The sequence below is a fragment of the Desulfosoma profundi genome (genome assembly GCF_055387865.1).
Genome location: NZ_AP042420.1, coordinates 3010132 through 3032309 on the forward strand (window position 1 = coordinate 3010132; position 22178 = coordinate 3032309).

Below are 22178 nucleotides of genomic sequence, written 5' to 3' on the forward strand. Positions count from 1 at the left end.
GGCGGCTCGTGGTGCGGCCGGGCATGGCCTGTGGAGATCCACGATGGACGCTGGTTTTATGCGCCAAGCGTGGCTCTGAGCTCCTGATGACTCGAGGCGGCGCGGGCCTCGATCCTTTGCAGTACATCTTCGACCTTTTGGCGGGCGTCGGTTTTCAAGGTTTCGTCTTGGATGGATTGGAGATTGATCCACACATTATAGGCCGCAATGGTGGCGGCCGCACGGATGAGCTGCACCGCGGCGCCCGCATCACTTGCCGCGTTGGGGTTTCCCGAAAGAAGCGCTTTCTGCGCATCTTCCATGAGTTCATCTAAACGGAAAAGGGTTTGCAAAGGAACATCAGCCGCCTGGTGAAAAGCGTTCTCCAGGGCGGCGGCACGGCGCGCTTTTTCTTCCTGCGTCCCTTTGGGCAGACGCAAACTGTCCACCACGGCCTGGTAGGCTTCGGTATCCTGCTGCACCAGGGACTGGAATGCCGAGAGGTGTTCCACGGCCCGTGTTTCCAGCGAGGCCATGAGCGCATGACGGTCCTGGAATTTTTCTCTGCCCAGGGTGAGGCGCGCCACCATTGCGGTGAGCGCCGCGGCCAGTGCGCCCCCCAGCGCCGCCACACTTCCCCCGCCGGGGACAGGCTGAGCCGAAGCGAGTTCCTCGAGAAACACACTTAGGGTGAGTTGGTTGAGGTCTTTCATCTTTGAGACTCCCGCCGCCTCATGGGGCGCACTTTTCCCCTTTCTTGTAAACTTCCCTCACGGGATTGGCTCCGGCGTGGTAGGCGATTACCGCCGGGGTTTCTCCATCCAGCACAAGAAAATCCGCCTGCTTGCCCACCTCCAGGCTTCCGAGGCGATGAGCCATCCCCATGGCATAGGCCGCGTTCAGAGTGGCCGCATTGAGGGCTTCTTCCACGGACAGACCCATCATCAGGACGGCTAACCCGAAGACAAACGGCATGGATTCCGTATAGGACGACCCCGGGTTGGCATCTGTGGCCAGCGCTACCGGAACCCCGAGGTCGATCATGGAACGCACCGGGGCCAAAGGCGTGCGCAAGCTGTAAGCCGTTGCAGGAAGAACCACGGCGATGGTCCCGGCCTCGGCCAAGGCGCGCAGATTCTCTTTTCCTGCGGCCAGCAGATGTTCGGCCGAAACGGCGCCGACTTCTGCGGCTAAGGCCGCTCCGCCCAAGTCGTGGACTTCGTCGGCATGGATCTTTGCCTTAAGTCCCGCCGCCTGCGCCGCACGCAGGATACGCCGGCTCTGGTCGATGGAAAACACTCCTTTTTCGCAAAACACATCGCAGAACTTGGCAATTCCTTGGTGCACCACCTGCGGGATCATCTCGCCGATGATCAGATCCACATAAGCGTCGCTGCGTTCCCGGTATTCTTCCGGCACCGCGTGGGCTCCCATGAACGTCGCTGCCACATCGAGGGGTGTTTCCCGGCCGATGCGCCGGATGACGTGCAACATCTTCAGCTCGGTGCTCGTCTCGAGCCCGTAGCCGCTTTTGATTTCCATGGCGGTGGTGCCGAGGCGCAGGGCGTCCAGAGCTCTCCGGCGGGTTGCCTGAAAGAGGGTCTCCTCGTCGCTGGCCCGAACCGAGCGCACGGTGGATAAAATCCCCCCCCCGCGTCGAAGAATCTCCAGGTATTCCACTCCCTGGAGGCGCAGGGAGAATTCCCGCTCCCGTGGCACGACAAAACACAGATGCGTATGGGGATCCACAAAGCCCGGAATGACGCAGCGTCCCTGCAGGTCCACTTCCAGGTCGAGATCCGCGGGGTGAAGCCCTTTCAAAACCTCGTTTTCAGTGCCGACGGCTTCGATGAGGCCGTTTCGGCAGAGCAAGGCGGCTTTTTCCAGAATCCGGATCGCGCCCTGAGAAGTCCCCCCCTTGGGCTTTCCGGTGTCCACAGGCGTGAAAACGGTGGCGTTTCGAAACAACTTGGTGATCATGAGGTATCGTCCCCGAGCATTTCCAGCATCTTGAGTTCCAGGACCTGATCAGGGGAAAATCCCGAGATCTGAAGGTAGTAGGCGGCGCTTTCCAGGAGGGCGGCTGCCGGTACCATGCCGTAGACTTCGGTTTCCACGACGGGCACTCCCCAGCGCTTGGCCTCCATACGGATGAGTTCCGTGACACGATACAAGGCGTTTTTTTCGTAATCCGTGATGTTGAGACTCACCTGGACCAGAGAACGGTCTTCCAAAGCCAGCCCGATTCCCTTCACATGGCACAGTCCCCCGCTGGACGCGCGTACGGTTTGGGCGATTTCTTTGGCGATGCGCACGTCGGAAGTGCCGAGGTTGACGTTGAAAGCCACCAGGAATTTGCGGGCTCCGATGACGGTCGCTCCCGCCGTCGGATGCAGCCGGGGGGGCCCCACGTCCGGATGCCTTTCCGGGTCGGCAATGGCATCCTTCAACCCTTCGAACTGGCCTTTGCGGACAACCTCCAGCCGGCGACGTTCGGGCCGCAGTGCGGCTTCTTCGTAAAAATACACGGGAATGCCGGTCTCCTCATGGTAGCGTCGGCCGAACTCATGGGCCAGGGCGACGCATTGCTCCATGGTGATCCCCCGCAGCGGCACGAAAGGGATGACATCCACGGCCCCGATTCGGGGATGGGCCCCGTGGTGTCGGTTCAAGTCAATCAGGGCCATGGCGGTCTTGGTGGATTCCAGAAGCGCCTCCTGGATGGGGTCCGGCGCCCCGACGAGGCTGACCACCAACCGGTTGTGGTCGGGGTCCGCACGGTAGTCCAGGAGGGCGCAGCCGCGCTTGGCGCGAAACGGGGCCACGATGGCTTCGATGACGTCGGGCCGCCGGCCTTCGCTGAAGTTCGGAACACATTCGATCCACATGCTCATCGGCTTTCGTCCTCGGATCAGGCGTTCGGCTTCATGGGGATCTTGACACCCCGTTCTTCGGCCAATTGGATCGCCCGCGCGTAGCCGGCATCCGCATGACGGAGGATTCCCGTGGCCGGATCGTTCCGCAGTACGGTGGTCACCCGGACTTCTCCGTCATCGGTGCCGTCGGCCACGGTCACCTGACCGGCGTGCAAGGCGTAGCCGATGCCGACGCCGCCCCCATGGTGGAAGCTCACCCAGCTGGCTCCCGAAGCCGTATTCACCAAGGCGTTCAACACAGGCCAATCCGCGATGGCGTCAGAGCCGTCCTTCATGGCTTCCGTTTCCCGATTGGGGGAAGCCACGGAACCGCAGTCAAGATGGTCGCGGCCGATGACGATGGGCGCCTTCACCGCACCTTTCCGAACCAAGTCGTTGAAGATTTTCCCTGCTTTATCCCGTTCCCCATAGCCGAGCCAGCAGATCCGCGCGGGAAGGCCCATGTGGGCCACACGGGCTTCCGCCATCTGGAGCCATCGGACCATGCGGGTTTTGTTGGGGAAGGCTTCCATGAGGGCATGATCTGTGACGACGATATCTTGGGGATCTCCGGACAAGGCCGCCCATCGGAAGGGCCCTTCGCCTTCGCAGAAAAGCGGTCGGATGTAGGCCGGAACGAACCCCGGATAATCGAAGGCGTTCCGGACACCCCGTTTCAAGGCTTGGCCGCGCAGGTTGTTGCCGTAGTCGAAAGCGACCGCGCCTCGCTGTTTCATGTCCAAGATGGCACGACAATGCACGGCCATGGAATCCATGGCCATGTCGATGTAGCGCTTCGGGTCTCTTGTGCGGAGGACCAAAGCTTCCTCATACGGGATCCCTGCGGGGACGTACCCGTTGAGTTCGTCATGGGCACTGGTCTGATCGGTGACCACATCGGGGATGAATCCCATGGCCACCATTTTGGGTAGAATCTCGGCGCAGTTGCCCAAAAGGCCGATGGAGAGGGGTTTCTTCGCCGCGGCGGCTTCCCGGGCCATGGCGATGGCCTGATCCAGGCTGTCCACCATGCAGTCGAGATAACGGGTATCCAGCCGCCTTTGGATGCGGTGGCGGTCCACTTCCACACAGATGGCCACCCCTTCGTTCATGGTGACAGCCAGGGGTTGCGCACCGCCCATGCCCCCTAAGCCGCCGGTGACGGTGATCTTCCCGGCCAAAGATCCGTGAAAGTGTTTTTCTGCCAAGGCGGCGAAGGTCTCGTAGGTGCCCTGGAGAATCCCCTGGGTGCCGATGTAGATCCAAGAACCGGCGGTCATTTGGCCGAACATGATCAGCCCTTTGGCTTCCAGTTCATGGAAGTACTCCCAGGTGGCCCAGGCGGGAACCAAGTTGGCGTTGGCGATGAGCACCCTCGGGGCCGTGGGGTAAGTCCTGAGGATGCCGACCGGCTTTCCCGATTGGACAAGGAGGGTTTCGTCGTTTTCCAGCTCCAGGAGGGACTGCACCAAGGCGTCGAAACAAGCCCAGTTGCGGGCCGCTTTGCCGGTACCGCCGTAGACGATCAGTTCATCCGGTTTTTCCCCCGTTTCGGGGTCCAAATTGTTGCAGAGCATGCGCAAGGCGGCTTCCTGATGCCAGCCCTTGCAATGGAGCTGTGTGCCTCTCGGGGCTCTGACCGGTCGAGGCTTTCCGCATCCGATGCCCAGCTCCTGAAGGAGTTTTTCCTTGGGACCGAGGCTCATTTTGGGTCCTCCCTCGGATTGGTTTTGAACCAAGTTCTGATGGGACGCGTCCGTAGGCGTCCGTCCTCGTTGAAAAAAGTCAATCCCGCCGGGCCGCCCCAGGGCCGGCGGGGTTGATCGTTACGGATTCCAGCGCCCCAGGGGCATCCCCCGTTGGTCGTCCCGGATCTCGTCTCCGTCATGCACGCTCCAGGCCCGGGGCACCCGGCGGACAGTGGCCTAAGGGGTGATCACCGCGGGATCTTTCACCACATCGAAGAAGCGGAAGGCGCCGTCTTTGACGATTTGCACCTGGACATCTTTGACCACTTCCCCGACTGGGGTGAATCCCTGGATGATGCCGGTCAGTCCGTTAAAATTCTTGGTGGCGGCCACGGCTTTTTGGACGGCGGCCCCGTCGGTGCTTCCGGCCCGTCGGATGGCATCACAGAGAATCATGAAAGCGTCGTAAGCCGAAGCGCCGACCATGTCAGGTTCAATGTGGTAACGTTCCCTGTAGAGCTTGAGGAACTCCTGGACTTCCGGTCTGGGGTCGTCCCGGTTCAGATTGGTCACGATCAGGAAACCTTCGGCTGCCTTGCCGGCGATTTCCAGAAATTTTGGAGAGTCGGCGCCTTCCTCCCCGAAAATGGTCGCCGTGATCCCCATCTCCCGGGCTTGGCTCACGATGGGCCCCGTCTGGAAATAGTAGCCGCTGGCAAAGATCAGATCAGGATTCTTTTCCTTGATGGCGGCGAGATACGGCTTGAAATCCTGTTCTTTAAAGGGATAGGCCTGCTCATAGACCAGTTCCACCGTGGGGGCGTTTTTGCTGAGATATTCCTTGAAACCGGCGGACAGGGTCCTGCCGAAGTCGTTGTCGCTCACCAGCAAGGCGATCTTTTTGGCTTTCAGTTTGTTGACAGCGACATAGGCGGCGGCCCGGCCTTCCACCATGCCGAGAAAACCGTTTCGGAAGCAATAATCACCGGCGGTGGTGATGTCCGGGTGGACGGCATAGGCCGCAATGAACGGGATGCGCTCTTCCTGAAAAATGGGGGCCACAGCGCGGCTCGGTGTGCTATAGGATCCGCCGACCACACCCACCACACGATCCTGTTGAATGAGTTTTTGGGCAAGCCCGACGGCTTCCTTGCCGTCGGCGCGATCATCATAGACCACCAGCTCCACCTTCTTACCCAAGATTCCGCCGCCTTTATTCACCTTTTCCAAGGCCAGCTGCACCGAATTGTTCACGCTGGCGCCGTCTGCGGCTGCAGGACCCGTGAGCGGGCTCAACAGGCCGATCTTAATGGTGTCCGCCGCACGGACGGCGCTCCAGGGAAGCAGCACCAAAAACGCGACCAAAGACCAAAGCACGATTCTCCTCATCACTCCGACCTCCTCTTTCCAGTTCGTCTTTGTTGGTCTTGACACCGCCTCAACCCGCAAGCTTGTCCCAGCCTCCCTCATCGCGCCTTAAGAGCTCATTGTCATCCCGCCTTCGCCTCACATCGAGCTCATTGTCTCCTTTCGGACTCATCGTGGACAAGCCCTAAATAGGCTTTCTGGATCTGCGCGTTCTCCATGAGATCTCGGGCGGGGCCTTCCATGACCACTACCCCTGTTTCCAAGACGTAGGCCCTGTGGGAAATCTCCAGGGAGGCTCGAGCGTTCTGTTCCACCAACAGGATGGTCAACCCATGGTCTCGATTCAGCGATTCCAAAAGATCAAAAACCTGGTCCACCAATTTGGGCATGAGGCCCATGGAGATTTCGTCCACCAGGAGAAGCCGAGGCTCCGACACGAGAGCCCGGGCGATGGCGAGCTGCTGTTGTTCGCCGCCGGAGAGGGTTTGGGCCGGCTGGTCTCGACGTTCCTTGAGGATCGGAAAAAGCTGGAAGAGCCATTCCAGGCGGTTTTGGACGGGGATTTTCCGCCGAAGTCCGTAGGCGCCGATCAACAGGTTTTCTGCAACAGAAAGCCGAGGGAAAAGTCGGGCTCTTTCAGGAACCAATCGGATGCCTCGATGCGCCCGCTTGTGGGCCGGTTCCCCGGAAATATCCGTTCCCTGAAACCGCACGGTGCCGGAGCGCAGCGGGACAAGACCCATAAGCCCGTTCAGGATGGAGCTCTTTCCGGCCCCGTTGGCGCCGATGATGGACACCAGTTCCCCTTGGGCCACCCCAAAGCTCACTCCCCGGACCGCCTGCACATCTCCGTAGGCGATGTGCATCCCGTGCACCTCAAGCACCACGCGCACGCCCTCCTCGACCCAGATATGCTTCGATGACCCGAGGGTCCTTGGCAATGTCCCCCGGGGTTCCTTCAGCGATTTTTCGGCCGTGATCCAGCACTACGATACGGTCCGAGAGTTGCATGGCCACGCGCATATTGTGTTCGATGAGCAGCACCGAGATGCCTTCCCGTCGGATGGCCGAAACCAGTGCCATCAGAGGCGCGATTTCTTCTTCCCGCAGCCCCGAGAAGCATTCGTCCAGGAGGAGGAGCCGATGCCCGACGGCCAAGGCTCGAGCGATTTCCAGACGGCGCAGGTGCCCCAATGGAAGCAGGCCGGCCGTGCGGTCGGCGTCGTCGGCCAAACCGACCTTCTCCAGGAGTTCCATCGCCTGTTGTCGAACGGCCTTTCCCGTCCAGGACCCGAAAGCCCGCCAGAGGCTCCGGTAGTGCTTCACGCCGCAGGCGACGATGACGTTGTCCAGCACGGTGAGGTGTGCGAAGGGCTTGACAATTTGAAAGGTGCGGCCGAGCCCTAAAGCCGCCAAACGATGCGGGGGAAGGCCGTCCGAACGCCGTCCGGCGAAGTGAATCTGCCCGGACGTGGGCGCATAGACCCCGGAAATGAGATTGAAGCAGACGGTTTTTCCCGCGCCGTTGGGGCCGAGCAACCCCAAGATTTCACGGGCATGGAGGTTAAAGCTCACACCGTCTACGGCACGAAGGCCACCGAAATGTTTGACCAAATCCTGAACCTGCAGGAGTATTTCGTTCACGGCTCGTGCCCCTTTCCCGGCCGTAGTCGAGCAAGGACCCGACGCGCCGCGCTGGCCTCCCCCAGAAGGCCTCCCGGTTGAAAACGGATCATCACCAGCAGGAGGACGGTGTAAAGAAGAAAACGCACCTCCAGGAGAGGTCGGAAGAATTCGGGAAGGCTCACAAGAATGAGGGCTCCCAGCACGGGACCCCACAAGGTGCCCATGCCCCCTAAAACGATTGTGGAAAGCAGCATGACGGAGACGGGAAAACTAAAGTCACCCGCACTGATGAATCGCATGAAATGGGCGTAGAGCACGCCGCCGAGCCCGGCCATGGCCGTACCGATGAGGAAGGCCAGGAGCTTGAACCGAACGGGCGAGATCCCCATGCTCGAGGCCGCCGTTTCCTCTTCTCTCAGGGCGAAGCACGCAAGGCCCGCCCAGCTTTTGGTAAATCCCCGGCACAGACCCAGCACCACGGCGAGGAAGACGACGCACAGGATGAGGTAGGGCAGACCTTTGAGAGACAGTCCGAAGAAAGTCGGCCGGGGGATGCCGCCGATGCCCAGTGCCCCGCCGAAAAAAGGGATGTAGAGGAAAATCGCTTCGACGATAAAATTAACACCGATGGTCGTTATGGCCAGAAAATCGTCCCTTACCCGCAGGCTCGGAAGGCCCAACATCAAGCCCACAGCGGCCGTGATGGCCACGGCCAAGGGCAGGGCCGTCCAGAAAGAAAGGCCCGCCTTGGTGGTGAGCAACGCGGAGGCGTAGGCGCCGATTCCGAAAAAGGCGGCGTGGCCCAGAGAGATTTGTCCCGCGTAGCCCACGATGACGTTCAGTCCGCAGGCCACGATGGATTGGATGGTCACAAGGGTCGCGACCGTGATGAGGTAGGCGTTCATAAGCTCCTCAGCGTGAGCCGAACAAGCCCTCGGAACGCCACATGAGGACCGCGATCATGGCGATGAAGGCCAGGGCGTCTCGAGGCAGGGGAATGTGGGCGTAGCCGATAAGGAGAGTTTCTGCGATCCCCAGCAGAATGGAGGCGGCCACGGCGCCGGGGACGGACCCCAAACCGCCCACCACGATGAGGGCCAAAGTTTTGTAGGCCGGCACGGAACCCATGGTGGAGTATACCTGATTGTAATAGATGCCCACGAGGATTCCCGCCAAGGCGGCAATGGCCGATCCGATGACGAAGGTGAAGCTCACCACGGCATGGCTGTTGATCCCCATGGCCCCCGCAATGGCCAAATCTTGAGAGACGGCCCGCATGGCTAAGCCGGTTTCCGTGCGGGTGGTGAGGAACCACAGAGAGATCAGGATCGCTGCAGTGACGGCGAGGATGGTCGTCACCGATGATGGGACGTCCACACCCCAGATATGGATCGAAGGGAAAGGCAGGTGAGCCGGGAAGGTGAGGATATACGGGCCGGCCACAAGACGGCAGACTTCTTCCAACGCGAGAAGAATGGCGATGCTGGCGATGAGCGGCACATAGGGCGGGTATTTGAGCAAAGGAAAATAAACCAAACGCTCGATGGTCACGCCCAGGACGGCGCACCCTACCATGGCACCCGCACAGCCCAAGAGCAGGCTCCCGGTCCATTGAAAGATGAACAGCCCGAGATAGGCTCCCACGGTGTAAACGGCGGCGTGAGCCACATGGAGGATGCGCAGAATACCATACACGAGGGCGAGCCCCAAGGTGACCAGTGCGTAGATGGAACCGATGGCCACGCCGTTCAGGAGCTGTTCCAGAAACAAGCGCATGAAAAGTCGTCCTCGTCGTGGGGTTCGTGCCGCGTGCGGATGCCTTATACAGAAGATTTTTCCCAAGCGTCAAGCCGGACGGGAGAATCCTCCGCCGCCGGCTCCACCTCGGGACCTTTGGAGAAGACCGGTATCCTTCCAGAGATACGGGGATTGGAAGCTGACGCCCCTCGGGGTTTTTCTTCGCGCGTCAGCAACGAAAGGCCTTTCGGGGCCGCACAATCGAGAAGCTCAGGGCCCGTTCTTCCAAAACGGACCTCAGGGAAAGATTTGCACAGCTCAAGGGGGTTTTGGCCCCACCAGCGGTTCCGACCATGCCGGGATCGTGGTCCAAAGAACAGGGGACTCGGCTTGACACTGGATTCAGCGGGTTTTCCGCTGTTCCCCTGGATCACCTCAAGCCCCGGTCGAATTCCATGATTTGGGGAAACCCCGTCTCATCACCCATACGAACCTGGTGATACAGCGGGCTTGCGGGCCCGACCCGTCCGCCCATGTCGTAAGTGAAATCCCGTACTGGAGTGTGCCGGAGCCAATAACCTGTGAGCACAGCACCCGTGGCGTCGGAGCATGAGTGGAAATGCCGATAAACGTCTTGGGGCTCGGGTCGGGAGGCGATCCAGGGTGGCGGAGCGTCTTGGAAAAACACCGGTTGGATCCGTTCCTCGCTTTGGGGGAGCGATACGGGGAGAGGGGGAAGATCTGTGAGGACGGCTGTCCCTTCGAAAAGGAGTGCCCCGTCCGGAGCGTCAGAAGCGTAGAATCGGCCTTCATTATAGCACAGCAGGTGGAGCCTTCGAAAATCTCCGGGAATCTCCGGTCGAAAATAGTAACCGACGAAAGGTCCGAAACGCAGCAGGCGTTCGTTGTGCACAAATTCCAATGCTTTGAGGTAGCCTCGAGGTATGCGCGGAGCCGCGCTGTCTTCCGTCGATGGAGAGCCACATGCCCACAGGACGGAGACCATGACCGTGAAGACCCCAAGCACGAGTCCTCCAGGGCTACGTGTGGCCATTGTCCGAACCCCAAACGCGACCGATGATCCAGACTGCGCCTAGGAAAGCGAGGGCAAGGAGGGATGCTGCAGCGAATCGGTGGCCCACCCATTGGGTTAGGGTGAGCTGTCCTTGATTTGTGGAAAGATAGAGCCAAGGGATCAGTGACTCGTGAAAATGGGCGAAAACGGCGGTTCCCGTCAGGCCGCCCAAAAGAGCGAACACGGCATCCGTGCGTCCTTCGCCGGCGGCGGCCCAACAGGTCCCAGGACAATAGCCGCACAGACCCCATCCCACGCCAAAAATGAGCGCTCCTATGCCCGTCGCCAACAGACTGGTGGGTAAAATCAGTGTCCGACCGATTCCCGCCGCCTGGAGACCGGCCAAGCCCAATGCGGAAAAGGCCACCGCGAGCATCATGAACTGAGGGATTTCCGGCTCCTCCATCAGGTGGGCTCGAGCCATTTTATCCGGGTCCGTGGCCCCTATCCTCTGAATCACGAAACCGAAAGCCATGCCGGAAAAAAGTCCGAGCAGGACCTGGATCATCGGAGACCTCCTTTTCTCGGCCCATACACGAGACGTGCCGTCATCATGGCTGCCGGGAAAATCACTGCACCGAAATACAGACCGCTCACCGCGAGTTGGGTGGCTCCGGAGATGAACAGACCCAAGGTGCAGCCACCCGCGAGGCGCGCGCCGAAGAGAATAAGGAAACCTCCCAAAAAACAGGCCGCGTAGCGGAGCGCCGGTCGAGACCCAAAGCGCTGAGACCACAAGGCTGGGACGGGGGCTACGGGACGGAGGGAAGTGACCCCTCCCACATACCCTCCGAGGGCCATGCCGAGCACAAAGGCAAAAAGCCAGGACCCCGGCCCGGGGAGGGTCCGATAGTGGGCTTTATGGGCGAAATACTCCGGAGCAAATGGGCTCAACAGGCCCTTGAGCAGACTCACAAAGCTGCTTGAAGAGGCCGGAGGCCCGTACGTGGCGAAGATGAAGACAATGATTCCCGCCAGGGCGAGCGCCGAGGGCAGCACCGGCCACGTGGAGTCGGTGCCGGCGCCGTTCAGATTGGTCAACCGGGATCTTTTCGTCATGGGACTTTACCCTCCGCAGGAAACGTAACCGCTGGGCGAAGCCGGTTCGGTTCGCGGCTTTTCAGGAAGTCGAGGAACGGAGGGAACGCCTGAAACCCCCGAGACCGAAGGCACCAGCATCTCCCCGTGCAAGCGATTTTCTGTTTTTTCCACCGGGTAATATAAACGAGGATGTCCCCACTCATTCCATGAAGCTTCGTAAAGGCGCACGTCTCGAAACCCCATGAGTCGCAGCACGAAATAGCCAAAAGAGGCGCGACGCCCTGAATGGCAATAGACGATCACGGCTCGAGTCGGATCCAACCCCGCGTAGAGCTTCTGCAGGTCGCCATAAGGAAGAAGAGCTTTGGTGGTCGCGTTTTGCCAGTTGGATTGGTAATGCACATTATAGGCGCCGGGGATGTGGCCGGCAGCCAATGGGGTTCCATCCAAGCCGCGATTCTGCTCAAGTCCTAGATACTCCTCGGAAGAACGCACATCCAGAATTTGATAGTAAGGATCCCCGAGCCGGCTCTGCACAAATGAACCATCGACCATGCGAAGGGCCTGGATTTCGTTGGTCGGCGCCTGGTAAAGAACCGGAGCCCGTTCGGTCGGTTGCCCCGTGATCTGCCCCCCGGCCTCCGCCCACCCGTCAATCCCGCATTCGAGAAGACGCTTGGCTGGGTGACCAAGGTAATCCAAGACCCAAAAAACATAGGAAGCGGTGGCCCCGCCGTCCCTTTCCACGGAATCGTAAAGGACGACCGTATCTGTCCGGGAGATTCCCGCCCGGCCGAGAATCTCTTGTGCCGGTCCTGCGCCGACGAAGACGGCGCCGATGCCCCGAACCATATCGTGGCCCTGAAACTTTGTCCACGGAAGACGCACAGCCCCGGGAATGAAACGCCCGTCCATATCCTTGTCGGTGCGCACATCCACAATGACGATATCGGGGTCACTGTGGTGTTTGAGGAGCCATTGAGGCGTGGCGAGGCAGTTATCGCAGGGGTAACCGACTCGAGGACCCTGTGCGGATGGGGCGGAAGCCAAGGCCCACGCCACGCCCACAAGAAGCACGAGAGGCACAAGCCAGAATCTCGGGGACTTTCGGTGCACCATGAACGCCTCCGTGTTCTGCCCTTAAAGAAAAACAATGCCGATCCGAGGAACTGCTCATCGAGCGATTAACTCAAATCTTAAGTCGTCATGATGCCCAGCGCCATAGGAGGTTTTATAAATGGAGTGTTTTAAAGGGCTTGCGGCCCTTTTTTTTCATCGATGGATTGAATGCCGCGTGTCTGGACGACTTGACCTTCTGGAATCTAAGAGCGGCGCGCAATTCAGCACGCTCCAAAGAATTATGCGGGGAACGGCCCCCGCTCAAGGGCCTTTTCGACGATGTAAGTTGGGCTCCAGGATTCGGCGGCGAAGTCGCCTCACTGCGTGGGGGGATAGGGCGATCTGGAGCACCATCGGGGGCCCCGCCCGCCTCAATGCCCGGTGAATCGAGAGAGGCGGTATCGACGCTCACTCGATTTCGCCCTAGGGCTTTGCTGCGATAGAGTTGCCTGTCCGCCCGTTCCACAACCTCCTCTGGAGCCTCACCGGGATAGGACACGGCACCGCCAAAAGAGGCCGTGACGAAAATGCGCTTCTGCTGATGATCCAGCCAACTCGTTTCAACGAGCATGCGCAATCGTTCCGCCAGTGCCTGAAGGCCCTCCACGCCAAGGTTTCGACAAATGACCACGAATCCCTCACCGCCCCACCGGCAGACGGTATCCAAACCTCGAACGGCATCGGCCAAAACGGAAGCGACCATACACAACACCCGATCGCCGACACCATGGCCCCAGGTATCATTGATGGTCTTAAAATGGTCGATGTCCACAAACAGGATCGCGTAAGGAACCCCATACGCCCGCTGATCCTCGGCGCATTCCTGCAGACGTATCTGCGCGTAACGGCGATTTCCCACAGCTGTCAGTGGGTCCGTGAACACCTCTTTTCGGAGCTGCTCGATTTCTTTCAGGACATTGATCTCCTGAGGCACCATGTTGAACACCTCGACAGCGCCTACAATCTCGCCGACTTTCCGGCGCATGGGAGTGGCCCGAACGGTCACCTGCACCCGGTGGCCCATCTTGTGATGCATGAAAACTTGGGCCTCCCGCATCCGGCCGTCCTCCATCACCGCCGCGAGGGGGCAACCCTCGACGCACAGTTCTCTCCCCGATGCGTCCACATGCCGAAGCACATTGTCGGCGCAGGATTTTCCAAGAACCTCCTGAGCCGTATAGCCGCTCAGCCGTTCCGCTCCCTTGTTCCAGAAGGTGATTCGCCTCTTTCGGTCCACGAAATGGACACCGTCCGCCAAGCAGTCCAAAAGTTCTCTATAAAATGTCCCTTCTGTTTCCATAAGACCCTCAGGACTTCCGGCAGCTATTTTTTTACAGGGGGCTTTTGGCTCTCGAGTCCCCTTAAGACATCCTCGGCCATGTCAGGAAAATATCTCCTCAGACAGTCAGGGCAGATCCCATGAGAGAATGTGGCGTTCGTATGCGCCCGGATGTAGGTTTCCACACTGTGCCAGTCGCCTTGATCATCTCGGATTTTTTTGCAGTAGGAACACATGGGAAGCAGTCCTTGAAGGGTTTTGATCTCCTTAAGGGCGGCTTCCAATTTCTCTTTTTCTTCGCGCAGATTCTTTTCGTTTTCCTTGATTTCACGAAACAGGATCGCGAATGGATCTCGAATTCCAGTGACCACGATGGCTTCGAAAACGAAAAGAAAAGAGAGCAGCTTGAAAAGATGCCCCGCCATGTTGGATAAGCCGTAGACATGGACATAAAAAGTAAAGGACAGTTCTGCGAGCACGGTGGTGACGACGGCGGCAAGAAGCAGACGGAAAATTTTGGTGTCCAGAATGGTCCTGACCCCGTAGAGCCTGATGGCGCCTGCCAGAAGCACGACACAGATCACATATTCGCTGACGATCTTGAACGGAGTGAGTCCTTTTCCCTCCACAAAGCAGTCGGGAAACACTTTCCACTGGAAAACGGCCAAAAGCCCGACGAAAGTCACCGCCGTGTACAGCATGCCCACCAACACCACCGGCGCCTTGCGGCGCGCGTAGGTTGGGGCGGTCAGGAGGGAGGCGCTTTCAATATAACGTGCGAGAATCCACAGCTGCGTCGGTTCGTTTACTGTGGCGTCCTGAAAAACCCCCATGCCCTTGTAGGCCAGCGTGTGGACCAAGTCGATCAGTCCGACATAGAAATAGGAAATTCCTAAAAAGAGAAAGTAGTGGTTTGCCATGAAGTTTTGAGTGGTTCGCGCCAAAACGAAAATCAAGGCGGCCACCACAACGCTGAAGAGTTCCACCAGACTGTGGAAGAGCAGATAGTTATAAAAGCTGAGAGCGACAAGGAACGCGACGCTGGGCAGGACCACAAGAATCCTAAGAGTTGGGAAGTCCAAGGGGCGAAGGCTCCCGGATGTCCTCAACGTGGTCATGTTGACCTTCTCCCATGCGTTCGGATTGTTCCTGCGCTTTGTGCTTCAATCGCGTCGGAGAGATGTCCGGCCGGGGGATATAAGGATCGATCCCTTAAAAAGAGCCTGAAGACGAGATGCCCCACGGCATGGAATGTCTTTCATCGTGGCGTTTCGGCGCCGAGTGGCCTAGGACAATGTGACTGTTAACATGAATTTTTGGCGGGGGTCAATACGCAGGAGAATCCATGATCACTCTGGAAAAAACACGGCACCGAACGGGTGATGGTCATCGAGGACGAGCCTGGCGTCCGGGAGCTCACGAAGATTCTATTGGAACGCTTGGGTTACCAAGTCTTCAGCGCGGCCAGTGGGCAGGAAGCGATCCAACAGGTGGAGGAGGGGTTTTTCCGGCCGGATTTGCTGATCACGGATGTGGTCATGCCGGGCATGGGTGGCGCTCAACTCGCGGAGAAACTGAAAGAAAAAGTCCCAGGACTCAAGGTTCTTTTCATGTCCGGGCATACCGATGAAACCATCATTCGTCATGGGATGCACGAGGGAAAGGTTCCCTTCATTCATAAGCCTTTTACAATGGGCCGGCTGGCGGCCAAGGTCCGTGAGGTCCTCGAGGAGTCATGAGGCTAATAGCCGCGTTCTCCACGACGGATGTCCGCGAGGCGTCCCCCTTCAAACCTCAGGGTATGGAGGAAGTCTGTCGGGCCGAAATTGTAAACCCATTCTTCCACAATGATCTTGTCGTATCCGTACCGGGTTCGGACGATCCTCTCCCCGACGTATTGCTGGTAAAGAGGCGGGCCGCATTTGACTGCCACATCGGCTTTTGTTTCCCCGATGAGAATGAGCCGGGAACCGCAGCGAAGCGAGGACAACGAACCCTGAGAAAACGCGAGTTCGGGTGTCCCGATGAACCACAGTGCCGAAACGGCGAGCACAGCTATCCATTTCATGATCCACTCCTTATGCCCCCTTAAGGGCTTCTTGATCCCCGCTCCCGCCTCCAACGCGTTCGCTGCCGAAATCCAGGTTGCATCTCCCATATCATAACCTCGGCAAACCCGCTGCACAATTTTGTGCCCTCGGCCCTAAAAGCCTAATCCTCGGCTTTCTGCGGGCTTTCGGGCGTTGCGGGCATCCGCTCGGATCATCACGAAACAAAATTGTCATACCTGAGTGAGACGTTCTTCAGCTCTTTTGGGGCGGATGCAGCCCGAGGCGGAATTTTTTCCGTTCGCTGATGCGGCCTTCGCGGCTTCTGCCGTCCGTGGCGGCGAACTTGGCTCAAGCCTTGCCTAAGAAAACTCAACATGAGGTCAGCCCGGAGTACGGCTTTCCCCAGGCGTGGGCTCTCGGGTTTGGAGGCTATGGCGGTGTGGCGGCAATCCTTTCGTGGGTCCGCCACTTCAGGGGGTAAGTCCGGACATGAGGCCGGGCTCAGTGAGCTGCCACAAAGATGTGGAACGGAAATAGAGAAACCGAAAGGGAGGGAACAGATGGACAGCGGTGATACAGCTTTCATGCTTATGGCAACGGCTCTGGTCATGCTCATGACCCCGGGTTTGGCGCTCTTTTATGGGGGGCTGGTGCGTTCGAAGAACGTCCTGAGCACCATGATGCAGAGCTTCATGAGTCTCGGGGTTGTTTCCATTCTGTGGGTTTTGTTCGGGTACAGTTTGGCTTTCGGGCCGGACAAAGGCGGCGTGATCGGGGGGCTGGATTGGGTGTTCTTGCGGTCGGTGGGATTGGAGCCCGGGCCGTACGCCGCAACCATTCCGCACCTCGTCTATTCGGCCTTTCAGCTCATGTTTGCCATCATCACGCCCGCCCTCATCACGGGCGCCTTCGCGGAGCGGATGAAGTTTTCGGGATTTTTGCTCTTTACGGTTTTGTGGACGGTGTTCGTGTACTTTCCCGTCTGCCACTGGGTGTGGGGTGGTGGTTGGATCGGGAAGCTGGGTGCACTGGATTTTGCCGGCGGGACGGTCATCCATATCAATTCCGGAGCGGCGGCTTTGGCCTCGGCTCTGGTGGTGGGGAAACGGCGTGGGTATCGCAAGGAACCATTCCAGCCGCACAGTCTGCCTCTGACGGTCCTTGGGGCCGGGCTCCTGTGGTTCGGGTGGTTTGGATTCAACGCGGGCAGTGCGCTGACCGCCGGGACCGTAGCGGCCGTGGCCTTCTTCAATACCCAGGTGGCCACGGGAGCGGCCTCGGTGGCGTGGATTACGGCGGAATGGATCAAAATCGGAAAACCCACCACCTTGGGTGCTGCGTCCGGAGCCGTGGCCGGTCTTGTGGCCGTGACCCCAGCGGCCGGATTCGTGAGTCCCATGGCGGCGCTGTTCATCGGGATTCTCGCGGGCTTTTTCTGCTACGGGGCCGTCCTGGCGAAAGAAAAGTTCGGCTACGACGACGCGCTGGACGTGGTGGGCATCCACGGCGTTGGGGGACTCTGGGGCGCCCTGGCCACGGGGCTTTTCGCTTCCACGGCCTACAACGCCGCCGGGGCTGACGGGCTCTTTTTCGGTAATCCGAACCAACTCCTCGTCCAGGCCGTCGGGGCCTTTGCGGCCGTCGTCTATTCCTTCATCGTCTCCTGGATTCTCCTGAAGCTCACCGGAGTTGTCACGGGGCTGCGCGTGTCGGATGAAGAAGAAGTGCAGGGTTTGGACCTCTCACAGCACAGTGAAACCGGCTATGTGTTTTAGATTCTGCGTCACGTGCTTTTAGTGCCACTCCATCCAGGTTGTTTTCATAGCAACAGGGTCACCGAGGAAGAAAGGACCGAGCCATGGTCAAAATCGAAGCCATCATCAAGCCTTTTGTTCTGGAACAGGTCAAGGAGTCCCTGAACTCAATCGGTGTGACAGGCCTTACGGTGACGGAGGTGCGGGGATTCGGCAGGCAGAAGGGTCACCGGGAAATCTACCGAGGCGCCGAATACCTCGTGGAATTTCAGCCCAAGATCAAGGTGGAAACCGTGGTCCCGGAAGCTCGAACGGAAGAGGTCGTGGAAACGATTCAAAAAGCCGCGCGTACGGGGAAAATCGGTGACGGCAAGATCTTTGTTTATCCCCTGACACAGGTGATTCGCATCCGTACAGGAGAACGCGGCGAATCTGCCATTTGATGCCGGTAAACGTCACCCTATCTGTCGGCTTACACGTGAAGGACCCGTGTGTTTCCAGAAAAACCCCGCCGAAGGGACGGGGTTTTTGTTTTAGAAATGCAGCGGTATCCCCCCGTGTTTTCTCGACGAGAAAAGCCGCCCAGAGGGTTTGAGCGGCTGCCCGGGTGCGTGTGGCGACGGGCATCGGCAAAGCGGACACGGGGGTTTGCCCCGAAAGATTCTTCGGGTTTTGAGGAGCTCAAAGGGGCCTTTGGAGCGGGCTTGACCCATGGGCTGCAAATTATTTAAAATTTTTAAAAAATCCGGGATGCGCGCCGTGATTCCACGGAAGCTTTCCTTGGCCGATGCCTGGGGGACGTGGAGGTGGAGAGCCTCGGCGGGCCGGATCCCTTTGCCGAAGGTAGGGCGACATACCGGATCGTGCCGAAGGTCCAGGGCCCATTTTGCCGTTCCCGGGTCTGGAGAAGAGTCCATGCCACCGACGGGTCTTGAAGATTATTTTTATGCTTTTCGAGATGTGGCGACTGTGGTGCATTCAAGCACGGACCCTCGCGAGGTCTCCCAGCTGGTGGTTTGGAAGATTACAGAGCTTTTGGGAGCTCAGGGCGCTATTCTTCGCGTGCTGAACCTGGCCACACAAGAAATTGAACTTTATGCGGCCCATGGACTCAGCGAAGACTACCTGGCCAGAGAACGCGTCTCAAACCAGAGCTTGATGATGCGATGGTGTAAAGAGGATCGCGTGATCGTCATCGACGATATTTTCCATGATCCTCGAGTGGTGTCGCCCCAGGAAGCCTCCGCGGAAGGGATTCAGATGATCGTTGACGCGCCTCTGTGCGTCCGGGAAAACGTTCTGGGGATACTGAGAATTTTCTTTTCGCAGCGCCGCTCCTTCAGTCAAAAGGAACTGGATTTCATCAGTGCCGTGGCCCAATCGACCTCGTGTGCTTTGGACAATGTTCGGCTTCTCGAAGAACAAAAACGCCGCTACGATCAGTTGGCATTGCAGGCCGAGAAATTTCTGGCACTGGGCCGTATGGCCGCGGGCATCGCCCATGAAATCAACAATCCCCTGGCGAGTATTCTTCTGTACAGTTCCAGGGCTTTGAAAAAAGCTCCACCCAACAGTCCGCTGCAGGAGGCGCTGAAAATCATTGTCAGCGAAACGAACCGGTGTCGTAGCATTCTCCAGGATCTTCTGGAATTCAGCCGGGATCGGAAACCCCAAAGGTCTTTGGAAAACCTCAATAAAATTATCGAAAGGGTGCTCACGGTGTTGCAAAACGACTTTATGTTGCACCATCTGCACCTTCAGAAACATCTGGCTCCGGACATGCCCGATACCCTCCTCGACGCCCGCCAGATGCAGCAGGTATTCATCAACATCGTGCTCAACGCCGTCGAAGCGATGAGTCCCGGCGGCACCATGCAGATTCGAACTTTTGTGGATAGAATCCATGGTGTTCATGGAGCGTCGGTGCAGGATGACGGCTGCGGCATTGCTCCTGAGATTCTTCACAAAATCTTTGAGCCCTTCTTTTCCACCAAACCCAAAGGGGTGGGCTTGGGTCTTGCGGTGAGCTACGGCATTGTGAAAGCCCACGGCGGCGACATTAAAGTGGAGAGCACCCCGGGTCAGGGGACATGCTTTACCATCACCCTGCCCTTGGAAGAGGGGTTCCGAGGAGCATCATGATGTGTTCCAGTGCGGAAGCGGCCTACAAGGGTCGTATTCTTATCATCGACGATGAAAAGAGATTGGCCCTCGCTTGCCGATCCATTCTGGAAGAACAGGGCCACCAGGTCTGGCATAGTCTTAAAGGTTCCGAGGGGCTTGCTTTGCTTCGGCAAAATGACTTCGATGTAGTGCTGCTCGACCTGCGCCTGGGGGATATGGACGGAATGCATATTCTCGAGGAGGCCCACAGGGAAAATTGCAAAGCTTGCATCGTGATCATGACCGCTTTTTCGACCGTGCCCAACGCGGTGAGGGCCATGAAACTGGGGGCCTTTGACTACCTGACCAAGCCTTTTACGGACGACCAGCTCGTTTTATGCGTTCAGCGCGCCGTGGAAAAAAAGAGACTGGTGGAAGAAAATGTGCGACTGAAAACCGAGCTGGTGAACCGCTATGCATTTTCCAACATTGTGGGCGAAAACTCGAAAATTCTCGAAGTCTTCCATCAGATCCAGCGTGTAGCCCCCACGGATTGCACTGTGTTGATCTGTGGAGAACACGGCACAGGGAAAGAACTGGTGGCCAGAGCCATTCATGCGCACAGTCGTCGAGCGTCGGAGAAATTCATTGCGATCGACTGCAGCACCTTGTCCCCTGCTTTGCTGGAAAGCGAACTCTTCGGGCACGTCAAGGGGGCCTTCACAGGCGCCGTTCAGGACAAGGCCGGCATCTTTCAAATTGCCACCAAAGGCACGCTCTTTCTCGATGATATCGCCAACCTGAACCTGGAAACCCAGGCAAAGCTGCTCCGCGTGTTGGAGTCGAAAGAATACAAGCCGGTGGGGGCTTCGGAGTTCAAGATCACCGAGGCGCGCGTCATTTCCGCAACCAACAAAGACCTTCGATCCTTGACGGCTCAGGGACTCTTTCGCGAGGACCTTTATTACCGACTGAGCGTATTCGTCATCTTTCTGCCGCCGCTGCGTGAACGCAAGGACGACATTCCGCGACTGGCGTATCACTTTCTCCAGTATTTTTGCCGCAAAATGTCCAAGCGCATTGAAGGGTTTACGGAGGAGGCCCTGGAAGCCTTGGTGAACCATCCATGGCCCGGCAACGTGCGCCAGCTTAAAAACGTCGTGGAAAGGCTCGTGATCATGACGGATGATCCCGTGGTGGAGCTTTCCACCCTCCTGGACCACCTGGACACCCGACGCACCTGGGCCCCCAAAGGGATTCCCCCGACTTTGGCGGAACTGAAAAACTATAAAAAAGCTTTACTCCATGAGCACTACGACCGCATCGAAAAACTCTTTCTGCTCCAAGCGTTAAAAGAGCACGGAGGGAACATTTCCAAAGCCGCCCAAGCCGTAGGGATGCAACGTTCCAACTTTTCCGCACTCATGAAACGCCACCGTATCCCTTCGGGAGCGCAAAAGCGCCCACCCGTATAAGTCGTTATACATTCCATAAGCCATTTACTTCCTTAGTATTTTTCCTTTTCACGCGAATGACGCCGTATGTGTTCTTGAACGCTTGGGGTGCGGAGGCATTGCGCCGCAGCGATCGCTCGGAGCTCGATGTCGCAACTTTCCAAGCCTTTCGGACGATCGGAGCGTCCGATGGGCATTCCTTTCGTTGGGTATAGAACTTGCCCTATGGTCATGTGAGGCCGAGGAGAGAGAAGGCCAAGAAGGGAGGGAGTTTATGAGTGTCGTCGCAGAAAAGATGCAAACGAAGGGCGAGCGGTCGCCCCACATCCTTCTCATGGAGGATGAAATCCATGTGGCCAAGGGTCTGGAAATGATCCTGACCGAGGAGGGCTACGATGTAGAGTGGGCCATGACGGGCAGGAGCGCTCTGGAAAAATGCGCCCAGAGATCCTTCGACCTTTTGGTGGCGGATCTCAAGTTGCCGGACATGAACGGCATGGACGTCATTCGGCATGTGAAAGGACACCGCCCTGAAACAGAAGTTGTTGTGATCACGGGCTATTCTTCTGTGGAGACGGCGGTGGAGGCCATGAAAATCGGAGCCCGAGACTATCTTCCCAAGCCTTTTACGGAAGAGGAATTCAAAAAGGTGGTCAACGAGGCGCTGAGGGAGCATCTCGAGGCTTTGACGAAGGGGCTTTCGAAGGTTGAGGATACGCATCCCGGCAGGATCATCGAGCGTAGGGAAGTGATGCGGGTCTTAAATCGTGCAGCGGACGATCCGGAGTTTTGGAGAGAACTCATGGAAGAGGGGGCGAAGGCTTTGAGTGAATACAACCTGAGCGTGGAAGCGAAAGCGGCCATTGTTTCGGGGGATCTTTCATGGATCAACGAGCACATTGGAGAACTCACGCAAAAACAAATGCTCTTTCTGCACAAGCGTATGGAAACAGCCCTCTGGTAAGCCCCTCAGGTAAGGAGGCGGGGCC

Annotated in this window: 22 protein-coding genes; 6 read left to right on the top strand and 16 right to left on the bottom strand. The window is 58.2% G+C overall.

The features are described from left to right. Nucleotides 1-56: 56 nt before the first annotated feature. From ACZ5K9_RS12975 to ACZ5K9_RS13045, 15 genes are all read right to left on the bottom strand, one after another. A complete protein-coding gene (locus ACZ5K9_RS12975) occupies nt 57-692 on the bottom strand; it encodes a cyclodeaminase/cyclohydrolase family protein (RefSeq protein ID WP_464271752.1) in 636 nt (211 codons plus the stop codon). A gap of 19 nt (nt 693-711) precedes the next feature. Continuing rightward, on the bottom strand, nt 712-1959 hold the full coding sequence (gene hutI, locus ACZ5K9_RS12980; RefSeq protein ID WP_464271753.1) for an imidazolonepropionase: 1248 nt from the start codon (nt 1957-1959) through the stop codon (nt 712-714). Continuing rightward, on the bottom strand, nt 1956-2873 hold the full coding sequence (gene ftcD / locus ACZ5K9_RS12985; protein WP_464271754.1) for a glutamate formimidoyltransferase: 918 nt from the start codon (nt 2871-2873) through the stop codon (nt 1956-1958). The genes hutI and ftcD overlap by 4 nt, the downstream gene beginning before the upstream one ends. A gap of 17 nt (nt 2874-2890) precedes the next feature. Next, nucleotides 2891-4600, bottom strand: coding sequence for a urocanate hydratase (gene hutU / locus ACZ5K9_RS12990; protein WP_464271755.1), 1710 nt, complete (start codon nt 4598-4600; stop codon nt 2891-2893). A gap of 219 nt (nt 4601-4819) precedes the next feature. Then, nucleotides 4820-5971 (bottom strand): ABC transporter substrate-binding protein, encoded by a 1152-nt coding sequence (locus tag ACZ5K9_RS12995; protein ID WP_464271756.1) that lies wholly within the window; start codon nt 5969-5971, stop codon nt 4820-4822. Between the two features lie 128 nt (nt 5972-6099). Then, the gene (locus ACZ5K9_RS13000) at nt 6100-6837 is read right to left on the bottom strand and encodes an ABC transporter ATP-binding protein (RefSeq protein WP_464273974.1); all 738 of its coding nucleotides are present in this window, start codon (nt 6835-6837) and stop codon (nt 6100-6102) included. Further along, nucleotides 6827-7594 carry an ABC transporter ATP-binding protein gene (locus ACZ5K9_RS13005; RefSeq protein ID WP_464271757.1) on the bottom strand — a complete coding sequence of 256 codons (768 nt, stop codon included), beginning with the start codon at nt 7592-7594 and terminating at the stop codon, nt 6827-6829. The genes ACZ5K9_RS13000 and ACZ5K9_RS13005 overlap by 11 nt, the downstream gene beginning before the upstream one ends. Continuing rightward, entirely contained in the window at nt 7591-8481 is an 891-nt protein-coding gene (locus ACZ5K9_RS13010; RefSeq protein WP_464271758.1) for a branched-chain amino acid ABC transporter permease, read from the bottom strand. The genes ACZ5K9_RS13005 and ACZ5K9_RS13010 overlap by 4 nt, the downstream gene beginning before the upstream one ends. Nucleotides 8482-8488: 7 nt before the next feature. Next, nucleotides 8489-9352, bottom strand: coding sequence for a branched-chain amino acid ABC transporter permease (locus ACZ5K9_RS13015; RefSeq protein ID WP_464271759.1), 864 nt, complete (start codon nt 9350-9352; stop codon nt 8489-8491). Between the two features lie 391 nt (nt 9353-9743). After that, nucleotides 9744-10367, bottom strand: a complete 624-nt coding sequence (locus tag ACZ5K9_RS13020; protein WP_464271760.1) for a hypothetical protein — start codon at nt 10365-10367, stop codon at nt 9744-9746. Next, nucleotides 10354-10896, bottom strand: coding sequence for a DUF6691 family protein (locus tag ACZ5K9_RS13025; RefSeq protein ID WP_464271761.1), 543 nt, complete (start codon nt 10894-10896; stop codon nt 10354-10356). The genes ACZ5K9_RS13020 and ACZ5K9_RS13025 overlap by 14 nt, the downstream gene beginning before the upstream one ends. Then, nucleotides 10893-11447, bottom strand: coding sequence for a YeeE/YedE thiosulfate transporter family protein (locus ACZ5K9_RS13030; protein ID WP_464271762.1), 555 nt, complete (start codon nt 11445-11447; stop codon nt 10893-10895). Before ACZ5K9_RS13030 ends, ACZ5K9_RS13025 begins: the two co-directional genes overlap by 4 nt. A 6-nt stretch (nt 11448-11453) precedes the next feature. Continuing rightward, nucleotides 11454-12548 (bottom strand): sulfurtransferase, encoded by a 1095-nt coding sequence (locus tag ACZ5K9_RS13035; RefSeq protein ID WP_464271763.1) that lies wholly within the window; start codon nt 12546-12548, stop codon nt 11454-11456. A 112-nt stretch (nt 12549-12660) separates the two neighbouring features. Then, nucleotides 12661-13848: a sensor domain-containing diguanylate cyclase gene (locus ACZ5K9_RS13040; RefSeq protein ID WP_464271764.1), complete on the bottom strand. Its 1188-nt coding sequence runs from the start codon at nt 13846-13848 to the stop codon at nt 12661-12663. A 23-nt stretch (nt 13849-13871) separates the two neighbouring features. Continuing rightward, nucleotides 13872-14945, bottom strand: coding sequence for an MASE3 domain-containing protein (locus ACZ5K9_RS13045; RefSeq protein WP_464271765.1), 1074 nt, complete (start codon nt 14943-14945; stop codon nt 13872-13874). 264 nt (nt 14946-15209) lie between these two features. Here ACZ5K9_RS13045 and ACZ5K9_RS13050 point away from each other — a divergent pair, with 264 nt between their 5' ends. Then, a complete protein-coding gene (locus ACZ5K9_RS13050) occupies nt 15210-15566 on the top strand; it encodes a response regulator (protein ID WP_464273975.1) in 357 nt (118 codons plus the stop codon). 2 nt (nt 15567-15568) lie between these two features. Here the strand turns inward: ACZ5K9_RS13050 and ACZ5K9_RS13055 are convergent, their stop codons facing one another. Further along, nucleotides 15569-15895 (bottom strand): DUF2845 domain-containing protein, encoded by a 327-nt coding sequence (locus ACZ5K9_RS13055; protein WP_464271766.1) that lies wholly within the window; start codon nt 15893-15895, stop codon nt 15569-15571. 543 nt (nt 15896-16438) lie between these two features. Between ACZ5K9_RS13055 and ACZ5K9_RS13060 the strand changes: the two genes are divergently transcribed. The 5 genes from ACZ5K9_RS13060 (at nt 16439) to ACZ5K9_RS13080 (ending at nt 22153) form a co-directional block, all read left to right on the top strand. Then, nucleotides 16439-17653 carry an ammonium transporter gene (locus tag ACZ5K9_RS13060; protein WP_464271767.1) on the top strand — a complete coding sequence of 405 codons (1215 nt, stop codon included), beginning with the start codon at nt 16439-16441 and terminating at the stop codon, nt 17651-17653. Between the two features lie 83 nt (nt 17654-17736). Continuing rightward, the gene (locus ACZ5K9_RS13065) at nt 17737-18075 is read left to right on the top strand and encodes a P-II family nitrogen regulator (protein WP_464271768.1); all 339 of its coding nucleotides are present in this window, start codon (nt 17737-17739) and stop codon (nt 18073-18075) included. 472 nt (nt 18076-18547) lie between these two features. After that, nucleotides 18548-19774: an ATP-binding protein gene (locus tag ACZ5K9_RS13070; RefSeq protein ID WP_464271769.1), complete on the top strand. Its 1227-nt coding sequence runs from the start codon at nt 18548-18550 to the stop codon at nt 19772-19774. Then, nucleotides 19771-21210, top strand: a complete 1440-nt coding sequence (locus ACZ5K9_RS13075) for a sigma-54-dependent transcriptional regulator (RefSeq protein WP_464271770.1) — start codon at nt 19771-19773, stop codon at nt 21208-21210. The genes ACZ5K9_RS13070 and ACZ5K9_RS13075 overlap by 4 nt, the downstream gene beginning before the upstream one ends. Before the next feature lie 253 nt (nt 21211-21463). After that, entirely contained in the window at nt 21464-22153 is a 690-nt protein-coding gene (locus tag ACZ5K9_RS13080) for a response regulator (RefSeq protein WP_464271771.1), read from the top strand. Nucleotides 22154-22178: the final 25 nt, after the last annotated feature.